General features: G+C 73.0%; 9 protein-coding genes. 5 read left to right on the forward strand and 4 right to left on the reverse strand.

The window, feature by feature from the left end; genetic code table 11:
- Nucleotides 1-101: 101 nt before the first annotated feature.
- Nucleotides 102-3,206: an NACHT domain-containing protein gene (locus tag OG737_RS05560; RefSeq protein ID WP_405921242.1), complete on the forward strand. Its 3,105-nt coding sequence runs from the start codon at nt 102-104 to the stop codon at nt 3,204-3,206.
- Nucleotides 3,207-3,231: 25 nt separating this feature from the next.
- Here the strand turns inward: OG737_RS05560 and OG737_RS05565 are convergent, their stop codons facing one another.
- The 4 genes from OG737_RS05565 to OG737_RS05580 are packed head-to-tail and all read right to left on the reverse strand — an operon-like array spanning nt 3,232 to nt 7,473.
- Nucleotides 3,232-4,455 (reverse strand): amidohydrolase family protein, encoded by a 1,224-nt coding sequence (locus OG737_RS05565; RefSeq protein WP_328925009.1) that lies wholly within the window; start codon nt 4,453-4,455, stop codon nt 3,232-3,234.
- Nucleotides 4,452-5,777, reverse strand: a complete 1,326-nt coding sequence (locus tag OG737_RS05570; RefSeq protein ID WP_405921243.1) for an amidohydrolase family protein — start codon at nt 5,775-5,777, stop codon at nt 4,452-4,454. The genes OG737_RS05565 and OG737_RS05570 overlap by 4 nt, the downstream gene beginning before the upstream one ends.
- A 12-nt stretch (nt 5,778-5,789) precedes the next feature.
- Nucleotides 5,790-6,674 carry an SDR family NAD(P)-dependent oxidoreductase gene (locus OG737_RS05575; protein WP_328925011.1) on the reverse strand — a complete coding sequence of 295 codons (885 nt, stop codon included), beginning with the start codon at nt 6,672-6,674 and terminating at the stop codon, nt 5,790-5,792.
- A 1-nt stretch (nt 6,675) separates the two neighbouring features.
- Entirely contained in the window at nt 6,676-7,473 is a 798-nt protein-coding gene (locus OG737_RS05580; protein WP_405921244.1) for an acetoacetate decarboxylase family protein, read from the reverse strand.
- A 125-nt stretch (nt 7,474-7,598) separates the two neighbouring features.
- On the opposite strand from OG737_RS05580, the gene OG737_RS05585 reads away from it, so the two are divergent.
- The 4 genes from OG737_RS05585 to OG737_RS05600 all read left to right on the forward strand — a co-directional run bounded on the left by OG737_RS05585 (nt 7,599) and on the right by OG737_RS05600 (nt 12,358).
- Complete coding sequence (locus OG737_RS05585) at nt 7,599-8,222, forward strand: TetR/AcrR family transcriptional regulator (protein ID WP_405921245.1); 624 nt, start codon at nt 7,599-7,601, stop codon at nt 8,220-8,222.
- Nucleotides 8,223-8,366: 144 nt separating this feature from the next.
- Nucleotides 8,367-11,006 (forward strand): MXAN_6230/SCO0854 family RING domain-containing protein, encoded by a 2,640-nt coding sequence (locus OG737_RS05590; protein WP_405921246.1) that lies wholly within the window; start codon nt 8,367-8,369, stop codon nt 11,004-11,006.
- A gap of 44 nt (nt 11,007-11,050) precedes the next feature.
- Nucleotides 11,051-12,028, forward strand: a complete 978-nt coding sequence (locus OG737_RS05595) for a DEDDh family exonuclease (RefSeq protein ID WP_328925015.1) — start codon at nt 11,051-11,053, stop codon at nt 12,026-12,028.
- A 96-nt stretch (nt 12,029-12,124) separates the two neighbouring features.
- Entirely contained in the window at nt 12,125-12,358 is a 234-nt protein-coding gene (locus tag OG737_RS05600) for a hypothetical protein (protein WP_328925016.1), read from the forward strand.
- Nucleotides 12,359-12,457 lie beyond the last annotated feature (99 nt).

Raw genomic sequence — 12,457 nt, forward strand, 5'->3', positions numbered from 1 at the left:
GAGGCGGCTCCGGGGGTGCCGCTAGAGGTTGTTACCGATCGGTATCCATCTGGGTTACCGCGGGTTCGCGAGATGATGTCCGAGCAAGGAGAGGGTGGGGGATGACGGGATTCGAGACGGTTCTCTTACGGGTGGCGGGGACGGCGGCGGGCGCGCTGGTCAAGTCCCTCCTGGCCCGGGCCCCGGGGGCGGGCCTGGTGGCCGATCCGGCCGCCCCGGCGGGGCGCTGGCGCAAGCCGCCGACGGAGCTGGGCGCGGCGGAGATCCGCCGCCTGACGGAGGTTCTGGCCGCCCGGCTGGGCCCGGCCTGCGTGGGACTCCCGGAGCACGAACGCCTGGCGGCGGTGACGGCGGTCGGCGACACTTTCGCGGCGCTGGGCGACCTGGACGCGCAGACCCTGTTCGCCGCGGACCTCGACCCGGCGGCCCTGGCCGCGGCCCTGCCGGCTCCCCCTCCGGGGCTGAGCGAGGCCGCCGACGCCCTGTACCGGCGGCTGGTCGCCCTGTGCTGCGCGCACGCGGTGGAGTACGCGACGACCCTGCCGGGCTTCGGGGCCCGGGCGGACGTGGAACTGGTCCGCCGGACGGGGCAGTTGACACGCTCCTTGGACCGCCTGCACCACGCGGGAGACGGTTCGGCCCACGCCTTCGAGGAGCGCTACGCCGAGTACATCGCCCGCACCCACGGCCGCCTCCAGCTCTTCGGCCTCACCCTCAGCCGGTCCCGGCCGGAGTGGCCGCTGGACCTGGCCTACATCAGCCTCGCCGTGAGCGGCGCCCGGTCACCGGGTGAAGCACCGGAACCGCACCGGACCTCGGTCGATGTGAAGCAGGCGCTGCGCGGAACGGACCGGGTGCTGCTGCGCGGCCCGGCGGGGTCGGGGAAGAGCACTTTGATCCAGTGGCTGGCGCTGAACGCGGCCCGGCGCAGCTTCGGTCCGGAGCTGAGCGAGCTGAACGCCTGCGTGCCGTTCGTCCTGCAGCTGCGCTCCCTGCGTTCCCGGGAAGCGGCACCGATGCCGGAGGAGTTCCTGCGCACGGCGGGTGTCCCCCTGCACGGCGAGGCGCCGGCGGGCTGGGCCTCCGCCCTCATGCGGAGCGGTCGGGCGCTGGTCCTGGTCGACGGGGTGGACGAAGTGCCCCAGCACCTGCGCAACCAGACCGAGGCCTGGCTGTGGTCCCTGCTCGGGGCATACCCGCAGGCCCGGTACATCGTGACGACCCGGCCGTCGGCGGTCCCGGAGGACTGGCTCTCGGGCCACGGATTCTCGCGCACCACGCTGCTCCCGATGGAGCGCAAGGAGGTCCGGACGTTCGTGAGCCACTGGCACGACGCGGCGCGCGCCGACTGCCACTCCCCGGACGAGCTGGCCCAGTTGGACCGGTACGAGGAGTCGCTCGGCCAGGCGGTGGACTCGCGCCGCGACCTCGGCCGGCTGGCCACCAACCCCCTGATGTGCGCGCTGCTCTGCGCCCTGAACCGGGACCGGCACACGCACCTGCCCCGCGCGCGCAAGGAACTGTACGACGCGGCCCTCGACATGCTGCTGGTCCGACGCGACAACGAGCGGGAGATCAGTGGCGTGGAGGGGGTGGATCTCACCCGGGACGAGCAGACCCTCCTGCTCCAGCGGCTCGCCTACTGGCTGATCCGCAACGAGCACCTCGAAGCGGACCGCGACGAAGCCGTGGCGATGGTCGCCGCATGGCTGGACTCGATGCCGCGCGTACGGGCGCAGGGCACCGCCCAGCAGGTGTTCAACCACCTCCTGATCCGCAGCGGCCTGCTGATCGAGCCCGTCCCCGGAGCCGTGCAGTTCGTGCACCGGACCTTCCGGGACTACCTCGGCGCCAAGGCCGCGGTGGAGGCCCGGGACTTCGGCGTCCTGGTCCGCCACGCGCACGAGGACACCTGGGACGACGTGGTCCGCATGGCCGTGGGCCACGCACGGCCCGACGAACGGGCCCGGCTGCTCCGCCAGCTGCTGCGCCGTGCCGACAAGGTCACGAGCCGTCGCAATCGGCTGGTGCTCCTGGCCGCCGCCTGCCTGGAGCACGCGCCGGAGCTGGACCCGGAGGTCTGGAACGAGGTCCGGGCGCGCACCGCGGAGCTGCTGCCCCCGCGCGGTCCCGACCAGGCCGAGGAGCTGGCCAAGGCGGGCGAGATGGTACTGGAACTGCTGCCCGAGCCGGCGGGCCTGAGCGAGGCCCAGGCGCAGGCGACCGTCCGCACGGCCGCACTCGTCGGCGGGGACCGGGCGCTCCAGGTCATCGCCGCGTTCCGGGGGGACGACCGGTACGAGGTGGGCCATGAACTGTCCGACGCCTGGGGCCGGTTCCCCACGGCGGACTACGCGGACGCGGTGCTGGCCGGCGCCCCGATGCGCACGACGCACCTGCACATCCGCACCCCCGGGCAGCTGGCGGCGTTCGCCGGGCTTCCGCACATCCGCCGCGTCTACCTCACCTCGGACAACGGCATCCCCCGGGAGATCACCGAGCGGCGGGACCTGGAGTGGCTGGTCGTGGAGCACAATCCGGGCGTGGCCGACCTCTCGGTGCTGTCGGGTCACCGCGCGCTGCGTCACCTCGGAGTCTTCGACTGCCCGGGGGTGACCAGCATCGAGCCGGTCGCCGAGCTCACCGCGGACAGCCTCGCCTTCGGGTACGTACAGAACGGGCTGTCGCTGGCTCCCCTGGCCGGCATACCAGGGCTGCGGTCGCTGGTCATCGGCTTCGAGCCGAAGGAGCGGCACATCGGGGACGTCCCGGCAGCGGAGGGGCTGACCAAGCTGACCCTGTGGCAGGGTGCGCGGGGACTCTCCCTCGACGGGCTGGAGCGCTGGCCCGCGCTGACCTCCCTCGCCATCGCCGGGGACTGGCAGTACGGGCAGTTCGTGGGGCGGCGGCCACTCACCGGACTGACCTCGCTGCAGATCCGGTACACCGCGCCGGTGGAGGTGGCCCACCTGCTCCCGTACCGGCGGCTCACCGAGCTGATGCTGCTGCGCTGCGGGCTCGCCGGCGGTCTGGAGCAGCTGCGGGAACTGCCGGGACTGACCCGGCTGCGGATCGCCGAATGCGCGGGGACCGTGGACGTCGCTCCCCTGGCAGGGCTGGACCACCTGCGGCTGGAGCTCGACCGGCGCACCGCCTTCACCGGGACGGAGCGGATCGCGCCGGAGCGGCTCACCTTCTTCTCGTGAGCCGCTCCGGCGGACAGCCGGGGTGTCACCAGACGCGGACCGAGCCGCCGCGGGCGAAGGCCGGGCTCGTGGCCTGTGGCGGGATGGCCGTCAGGGGCTCCGCGATCTCCGAGACCAGGGGGCCGTGCTTGGAAGCCACCGCGTCCAGGAGCGGGAGGTCGAAGCCGTAGACGCGGGCGGCGTTGCCGCCGATCATCGCGGCGACCTCCTCCCTCGGGAGGCCCGCGTAGGCGATGCGGAGGCCTTCGCGGGAGAAGGGGGTGGTGCCCTCGTCGTGGGGGTAGTCGCTGCCCCACATGATCTTGTCCAGGCCGATCCGCTCCCGCAGCGGGACCTCGTGGGGCCGCATGAAGCTCGCTCCCACGAAGCAGTTGTCCCGCCAGACCTCGCTCGGGCCCTTGCCCATCGCGTCCGCCAGGCCCGCCCCGAACTTGGACTCGGCCGTGCCCGAAGCCGCGACCAGGCGGCCGTGGTAGTAGTCCAGCATCTCCATCACGCCCGGGATCCAGCCGGAGCCCTGCTCCGTCAGGACCAGCTTGAGGCCCGGGTGGCGGCGGAAGGCGCCGCCGAAGATGAGGTGCCACAGGGCGCGGTGCGAGAACCAGGTCGTCTCCACCATGAAGACCGCGCGGGCCGCCGGTTCGTCGCCGAGCGGCGGCGACGCGGAGCCGCCGTGGTGGTTGACCGGGACGTCCAGCTCGTCGCAGACCGCCCAGATCGGGTCGTACGCCTCCGAGTAGAGCTCGGGGACGGTGGAGCCGGGCGGGACTCCTGGCAGCAGGATGCCGCCCGTGAGGCCGGCTTCGCGGGTGCGGCGGATCTCCGCGACCGCCGCGTCCACGTCGTTGAGGAGGATCTGGACCACGCCCGCGCGCCGCCCCGGCGCGTCCGCGCAGAAGTCGGCCAGCCAGCGGTTGTGGGCCTGCAGCCCCGCCCAGCGCATCGCGTACTCCGAGGCCGTCGGGGGCTGCGCCATCAGGGAGGCCTTGGGGAAGAACGGCGGGATGGTGTTCGGGAAGAGGACTTCCGCGACGATGCCGTCCGCCTCCAGTTCGGACAGGCGGCGCTGGGAGTTCCAGTTGCGGTCCGCCGTGTCCGCGAGGAGGTCCTCGTACGGGTTCACGTACGAGGCGGCCCAGGCGTCGAACTCCTCGTGGTACCGCTTCTCCAGGTACGGCCTGTAGTCCAGCAGGTCGGCGCCCGCGTGGCAGTCCGCCGAGATGACCGTGTAGCGGTCCTCGGGCGTCATGAGTTCACCCCCAGCACCGGGAAGTCGTTGTCCGTCAGCCAGTGCCGGCCCACCTCGCGCGAGCGCGCCCAGGACGCCTCCACCGCCGCCTGGTCCGGGGACTGGCCCAGCTCCGCCGGGGTGGGGCCGATCCGGCGGGCGATCGGGGCGAGCTTCTCGGTGTCGAAGCCGAAGACCTCGGCCGCCGCCAGGCCCAGCATCCGGCGGGCCTCGGTGACCGGGATGTCGTGGAAGGTCTTCTTCAGCCAGGCGCGGGTGGCCGGCCAGGTGCCCTCGGGGTGCGGGAAGTCCGAGCCCCACAGGATGTTGTCGACGCCGATCTCGTAGCGCTGGGCCAGTTCCCGGCGCTTGGTGTTCGTCGCGCAGATGAAGACCTGCCGGTCCAGGTACTCGCTCGGCGGCCGCTTCAGCTCCTCGAAGGGGGACAGCTTCTTGCCGCCGTGCGCGCCGAGGTAGAGCCGGTCCATGAACCACAGCTGGTTGGGGAGCCACCAGCAGCCCGATTCCGCCACGCCGAACTTGAGGCCCGGGTGCCGCTCGAAGACCCCGGACCAGAGCAGGAACCACAGCGGGCGGGCCGGCCACCAGGTGACCTCGGAGACGAAGATGCCGAGGTGGTCCCCGTACTCGTGGCGCGGCGAGGAACCGGAGTGGGTGACGATCGGCATCGCGGTCTCGGCCGCCGCCGCCCAGACGGGGTCGTAGCGGCGGTCGTGGTAGGGCGCCTTGTCCACCCACATCGCGGGGATCATCAGCGCGCCCAGCCCGGACTCCTTGGCCCGGTGGATCTCGGCGACCACCTTCGACGGCTCGCCGGTGATGGGGAGCAGGGCGACCCCGCAGTGGCGCTCGGGATGCTCCGAGACGAACTCCGCGAGCCACCGGTTGTGCGCCTGCGCGCCCGCCATGCCGAGCTCGGGGTCCTGGTCGCCGGAGAGGCCGAGGCCCACTCCGAAGGGGGCCGCGGTCTGGCTGTCGACGGCGTCCGCGTCGGGGAAGACGACCTCGGCGGCCACGCCGTCGCCGTCGAGCTCCTTCAGCCGCTGCGCCGTGTCCCAGCCGCCCTTGAGGCCCTCCTCGTGGTCGTGGAACCACTTCTCGGCGAACGCCTCGTTGCGGACGCCCAGTCGGGTGGCCTCCGCGCGACGGGCGTCGCGCTCCCCGAGGAACTCGTCGAACTGGGGGTGGAACGCGCTGTCCAGGTAGGGGCGGTACTGCTCGGTCGGCAGGCCCGCGTGACAGTCGGAGGAGATGATGAGGTACGGGTCCTCGTACCGGTCTTCGTGCCGGTCTTCGTGCCGGTCTTCGCGCGTGTCGCTCACTGCGGACGCCCCTCAGTCGAGGATGAAGCTTTCCAGGTAGGCGGGGTTGGCCCGGTCGAGCATCGACTGCGACCGGGCGCGGATCTGCCGGTCGCTGTGCTCGCTGGCCGGGAGCATCCAGAAGCGGTCGGCGCGGATGCCGTCGACGACGTGCTCGGCGACCTCCTCGACGGGCGTGAAGTTCACCTCGTGGCCGGCCTTCTTCATGGCTGCTTCGTACTGGTCGAGGCTGCGGTACGGGGACTTGCGCGGCCGCTCCTTCGCGTACCGCTCGGGCCGGTTGCGGTGCGATTCCCACAGCCCGGTGCGCAGCATGTGCGGTCCGGGGAAGAGGACGGAGGCGCCGACGGCCGCGCCCTCCGCCTTGAGGTGCGCGTAGAGGGACTCGGTCATCGTCACCACGGCGGCCTTGGTGACGGCGTACACGGAGGCGGTGGGCAGCGGGGCGATGCCGCCGTCGCCGGAGGAGGTGTTGACGACGTGGCCGGGAGCGCCTGACGCGATCATGCGGGGGACGAAGGCCTGGATGCCGTGGAAGACGCCCCACACGTTGACGGAGAACGCCCATTTCCAGTCGTTGGGCTCGTGCTCCCACATGCGGCCCTCGGCGCCGGAGCCCACGCCCGCGTTGTTGCACAGCACGTGCACGGCGCCGAAGCCCTCGTACGCGGCGTCGGCCAGCGAGAGCACCGAGTCGCGGTCGCTGACGTCCACGGTCCGGGCGAGGACGTCGGCGCCGTCGGCGGCGAGTTCCTCGGCGGCCTTGCGCAGGGCGCCCTCCTCCACGTCGGCGAGGACGACCTTCAGCCCCTCGGCGGCGAAGCGGCGGGCCATCGCGAGGCCGATGCCGCTGGCAGCGCCGGTGACGACGGCCACCTGTCCTGGTTCGAGTCGCATGTCACACGCTCCCCTCGGGCGGCCCGTCCAGGATCTGCATCGGGTCGTCGTAGCGCTGGTGGATGTACGGGAGCAGGGCCTGGGAGCTGACCCGCTCGACGACCTTGCCCGTCTGGTCGGTGGTCTTCTCGCCGATGGTGATCTCCACGATCCGGCGTACGGGCAGATCGGCCACGGGGTCGAACATCGACTCGCGGAGCAACACGTCACCGGTGATGTGCTCCAGCTTGCGGACCTTCTCGTTGCGCGTGCAGTGGACGAGCACCGGGTCCGCGTCGAAGCCCGAACCGTCCACAGCCGGCAGGAACTTGAAGTAGAAGTCGGTCTTCCGGGTGGGCTCCGGCAGCGGCAGTTCGCGGTCCACCGCCCCGCGCACCTCCACGAAGGCGATCCCGTGCCGGGCGAGGGCGGCCCGCACGACGAGCCCCTCGCGCTCGACGGTGATCTCGCCCAGCTTCTTCGGCTCGCCGAACACCTCACGGCCACCGGTCAGGGCGCGTTCGAGGCTCATCGGCATGACCAGCGGGTACCAGCCCTCGACCCCGCCGTGCTGCGCGGCGACGGCCACCGAACCGGCCCCGAGCGGGTATCCGGGCAGGTCGACCTTGCTGATGTTGGCCCGTACGAGGGGCCGCTCGGCCGGCTTGAGCGGCGGCGGCAGGACCGCCGCCACCACGTCCGGGTCGGTCTCCCAGACGGCCACCACACCGGTGGACCAGATGTCGGGGAGATTGGAGCTCTTCTCGCGCGACGCCGCGATCTCGGCCTCGGTCCGCGCTCCGTACCGTACGCGTGCCATGTATCGCACCACCCTCGTCTTGAGCGGAGTCGGTTCTGTAACACAGTTACACCGCCACCGATGAAGGGTAAAGACCCCTGCACGCATGAGAACTGACGAACCGACAGATTGGTGGGCCGGATCACATGGCCAGAAGCACGCTGACCCGCCCGGAGGTGCTCGACGCCGCCGCGACCCTGGTCAAGCAGCACGGTCCCGCCGCCCTGACCATGCGCAAGCTCGCCGCAGAACTGGGCACCGCGGTGACCTCCATCTACTGGCACGTCGGCAACCGCGAGCAGCTGCTCGACGCTCTCGTGGAGCGGACCGTGGAGGAGATGGGCGCGATAGAGCCCGTCGGCCGCACCCCCGGCGACCGGATCCTGTCGGTGGCCCGGACCCTGCGCCGCGAGCTGCGCGAGCGCCCGCACCTGATCGCGATGGTCCACGAACGCGGCCTCACCGACCGGATGTTCCTGCCCGCGCAGCAGGCCCTCGTGCACGAGGTGCACGCCGCGGGACTGCGCGGCACGCGGGCGGCCGACGCGGTGCGCGCGATCCAGTTCCAGATCGTCGGCTTCCTGCTCGTCGAGCGCAACCGCGAACGCTCTCCCGCCCAGTCCCCCGCCGAGAGCGACCTCTGGGACCCGGCCGCGGCCCCGAACGACCCGGCGCTGGCCCGCGCCCTGGGCCGGCCGGCGGATCCGGAGCGGCTGTTCCTGCTGTCCGTGCAGGCCCTGACGGCCGCACTGCTGAAACCGCGCGGCTAATCGGATTGCCCCGGCGCTTCGGCCCGTGATGGGATCGGCTGTGCGGGGGCGGCTCCCCGGCGTGCATCCTTCTCCACCTTTTTGTAAAGACACGCGCGCCCACTCTCCGCCCCCGCTTCGCCGTGTCCGGAGGGGAATTCACCAGTGTCTGCCATCGAGTCCGTCCTGCTGCGCCGGCTCGGAACCGTCTACGTCGACCGGCCGACGGCTGCCGCGTCGCCCGGCAGCGAAGGGGTGCGGCCCCTGGAGGGCGAGCTCCTCGAACGCGGCCACGCGCTGGGCGCGGAGCTGCACGCGGCCCTGTCGGTGCTCGCGCCGACCGACCTCGCCGAGGAGCGGCTGCGCCTGCTCGCGCTGGTGGACGAGCTGATGGGCGCCGACCGGGTGCACAAGCCGCTCTTCCGGCGCTTCCCCTTCTCCATCCCGCAGGACACCGAGCGCTGGTACGTCGGCCGGGTCTTCGCCCTGCTGCTCCAGGAACCCGAGCAGCCGTGCGTGCTGTGCGGCGAGGCCGGCACGGTCCACCCCGTCGCCCCCTGCGCCCACCTGGTGTGCCGCACCTGCTGGGACGGCGCCGACTACACCGGCTGCCCGGTCTGCCACCGGCGCGTCGACCCCGCCGACCCCTTCCTGCGCCCGGACCGCGACGAACGGGCCGGCCGCCGGGCCACCCGGGCGGCCCGCAAGGGCAAGGGTCTGCCGTCGGGCCCGCTGCGGCTGCTCCGGCTCGGCACCGGTCTGCCGCAGGACTGCGCCCGGGTGGTGGCCTCGCTGCTCGCCCGGCAGACCCCGCTGTCCCCCGAGGACCGCGACGACCTGGCACGCCTGCTCCCCGCCGCCCCGGCGGACCTCGGCTGGCTCCCCGGGGAGATCCCCGTACGGGAGACCAAGGCGCTGGTCCTCGGCCGGCTGCTGGGCGACTGGCGGACCGAGGACGCGGCGCGGCCGCTGCTCGCCGAGCGGCTCACCACCGCCACCGACGTGCTGCGGCTGCTCGCGGTGCTCTCCGGCGGAGAGGCGGGCCTGCTGCCGCTGCCCCGGTTCGCGAACCCCGGCCGGCCGCTGCGCCGGGAGCTCCTCCGCGTGCTCGACGCGTTGAACCCGCAGTACCTGGTCGAGGACCTGCTGCGGCATCCCGCCGCCTGGAAGCGGGCCGCCGAGCGCCTGCACCCCTTCGAGCAGCACGCCCGGCACCCGCGGGCGGCACTGGCCTTCGCCGTGCTGCGGGGCACCACCGTGTCCGCCGCCACACCGCTCGGTGCGGCGCTGCTGGAGACCGCCGCCGCGCACCCGGACGCCGTCCGCGTGGACGGGGACCGGATCCGGCCCGCCACCTGGGCCGGCCGGATCGAGGAGGCCCTCGCCCAGGGGGACGCGGGGGCGGCCGCCGCGCTGGCCGGGCAGCGGCCGGGAGAACTCGTCCGCCGTCTCGACCACCTGCTGCGCCTGCATCCCGGCGAGGAGCTCGTCCCCGAGCTGGAGAAGGCACTCGCGTGCGGGCTTTCCTCCGTCGGCGCCGGCCCGCTGCTGTCCGCGCTGGGCGCGCTGCGGGTGCGCGCCGGGGACCGCTCCGGCGGCCGGCGGGTGTTCTTCCCGCGCGGACAGGTGGCCTCCGCGCAGTCCGTGACCGACCGGCGGCTGCCGCTGCCCGCGCCGCTCGTCACGGCGGTGGTGTCGCGGCTGCAGGATGAGGTGCTGCGGCGGTTCGCCGCCGCCGGTGACGAGCCGTACGACCTGTCCGTCGTCGAATCCGGGCTGGCCGACCTGACCGTGCCCTTCGGCGAGCGCACGGCCGCCAAGGCACTGGTGGCCGTCCCCCGGGGCAGTACGCAGACCCTGCCCGAGGGCGAGGTGCTGCGGCTGTTCCTGCACTGGACGGAGCCCGCGGGCAACCGCACCGACCTGGACCTGTCCGTCGCGTTCTTCGACGCCGACTGGAAGTTCACCGGTCTGTGCGACTACACGAACCTGCGGCACGGCCCGCGCGGGGCCGCCACCCACTCGGGCGACCTCACCTCGGCGCCCGCGCCGGACGGGGCCACCGAGTACGTGGACCTGGACCTGGCCGCGCTCGCATCGAGCGGGGACGTGTACGCGGTCCCGCTGGTCTTCAGCTTCAACAACGTGCCCTTCGATGAGCTGCCGGACGCCTTCGCGGGCTTCATGGCCCTGCCGGCCAAGGGCCCGCGCGGCTCCTCGTACGATCCGCGCACCGTCCGCCAGCGCTTCGACCTGGCGGGCGCGTCGCAGGTCTGCATGCCGATGGTCGTGGACCTGGCCGCCCGCAGGACCCTGTGGGCGGACGTCCACCTGCCGCCGTCGGAGGGCTTCCAGAGCGTGGCCTCGCACGGGGACCGGCTGGCTGCGGTGGCCCGCGACGTGTGGGAGCACTTCGGCTCCGGCGTCGTCACGACCCTGTGGGACCTGGCGGTGTGGCGGGCCGCGGCGCGCTCCCGCGAGGTGACCGTCGTACGCCGGGCCGCGCATCCGGTGCTCCCCGACGAGCTGTGGCTGTACCGGGCCGGGGACGGCGAGCCGGTGGCCGCCTTCGCCGCCCGGATCTCGGCCATGGAGGCGCCGCAGGAGCGGCGCGAGGCGGCTGACGGCGACGCGGCCGCCGCCGAAGTGGCCGCGGGCAAGCGGGTGTTCCTGGCCCTGGTGCACGCGAGCGTGGCCCCGCCCGGGGCTTCGGGGACGGCGTACCGGCTGTTCCCGGGGCCGGCCGAACTGCCCGGGGGCTTCGACCGGGTGAGTGCCGGGGACCTCGTGGCGGAGCTGGGCTGATCGGGCATCGCGGCAACGGCTGTCAGTCGGGGCCGATATCCTCTGTGACCATGCTCGACGACCGTACGACCGCAGAGACGACGTGGCCGACCGCGTACCCACAGGGGTACGCGGTCGTCGACGTGGAGACCACCGGGCTCGCTCGCGACGACCGGATAGTCTCCGCCGCCGTCTACCGGCTCGACGCGCAGGGCAATGTGGAGGACCACTGGTACACCCTGGTCAACCCGCAGCGGGATCCGGGGCCGGTGTGGATCCACGGTCTGACGAGTGAGGTGCTGGCCGGCGCCCCGCTGTTCAAGGACATCGCCGAGGAGTTCGCCGGCCGGCTCGCGGACCGGGTGCTGGTCGCGCACAACGCCATCTTCGACTGGCAGATGATCGCCCGCGAGTACGCGCGGGCCGCCGAGACCGCGCCGGTCCGTCAGCGGCTGTGCACCATCGCCCTGTCGAAGGAACTGAACCTCCCGCTGCCCAACCACAAGCTGGAGTCGCTCGCCGCGCACTTCGGCGTGGTCCAGCAGCGCGCGCACCACGCGCTCGACGACGCCCGGGTGCTGGCGGAGGCGTTCCGCCCGTCCCTGCACGCGGCCGCGCAGGGCGGCGTACGGCTGCCGCTGCTGGAGTGCCGGCCGCTGACGGAGTGGTCGGACTCCCCCGTCACCCCGCGCGTCGGCTACCAGGCCTCGTACGGGAGCGGCAGCTGGCGGCCCTCGCGCAAGCGGCCCCCGTGCCCGCACCCGAACCCGGGCCGGTTCGAGGACGGCAAGCCGCTGAAGCAGGGGATGCGGATCGCCTTCTCCGGCGACACCTCGGTGGACCGGGAGCTGCTGGAGGACCGCGCGGTGGAGGCGGGCCTGCACGTCGCGACGAGCGTGTCGCGCCTCACCAGCCTGCTGGTGACGAACGATCCCGACTCGGCGACCTCGAAGACGGTCAAGGCGAAGTCCTTCGGCACGCCCGTCGTCGACGAGGCGGCCTTCACCCAGCTGCTGCGGGACGTGGCGGCGGCCGAGGACTGAGCGGACGGCCCGGACGTTGCGCCGGGCGGGTGCCGACGCGGCGACTCACCCCGGTGGATCTTGTTCCGGTCCGCCGCCGTGCGGAGCATGCGGCCCATGGCACGTTGTGAGGTCTGCGGAAACGATTACGGCATGTCGTTCGAGGTGCACGCGCAGGGAGCCGTGCACGTCTTCGACTGCTTCTCCTGCGCCATTCACCGCATGGCGCCCATCTGCGAGCACTGCCGGGTCCAGATCATCGGGCAGGGCGTCGAGGTCGAGGGGCAGTGGTTCTGCGGGGCGCACTGCGCCCGCGCGGAAGGGAAGGTGGGCATCAAGGACCACGCTTGACGGCCAGGACCGACCACCCGCCCGACACCACGTCCCGTACCCGTGACCCCGGACGGCCACCCGGCCGTCCGGGGCCGACCCCGCTGGGGGTACCGTCGT

It is taken from the genome of Streptomyces sp. NBC_00122, from assembly GCF_045160845.1.
GTDB lineage: Bacteria > Actinomycetota > Actinomycetes > Streptomycetales > Streptomycetaceae > Streptomyces.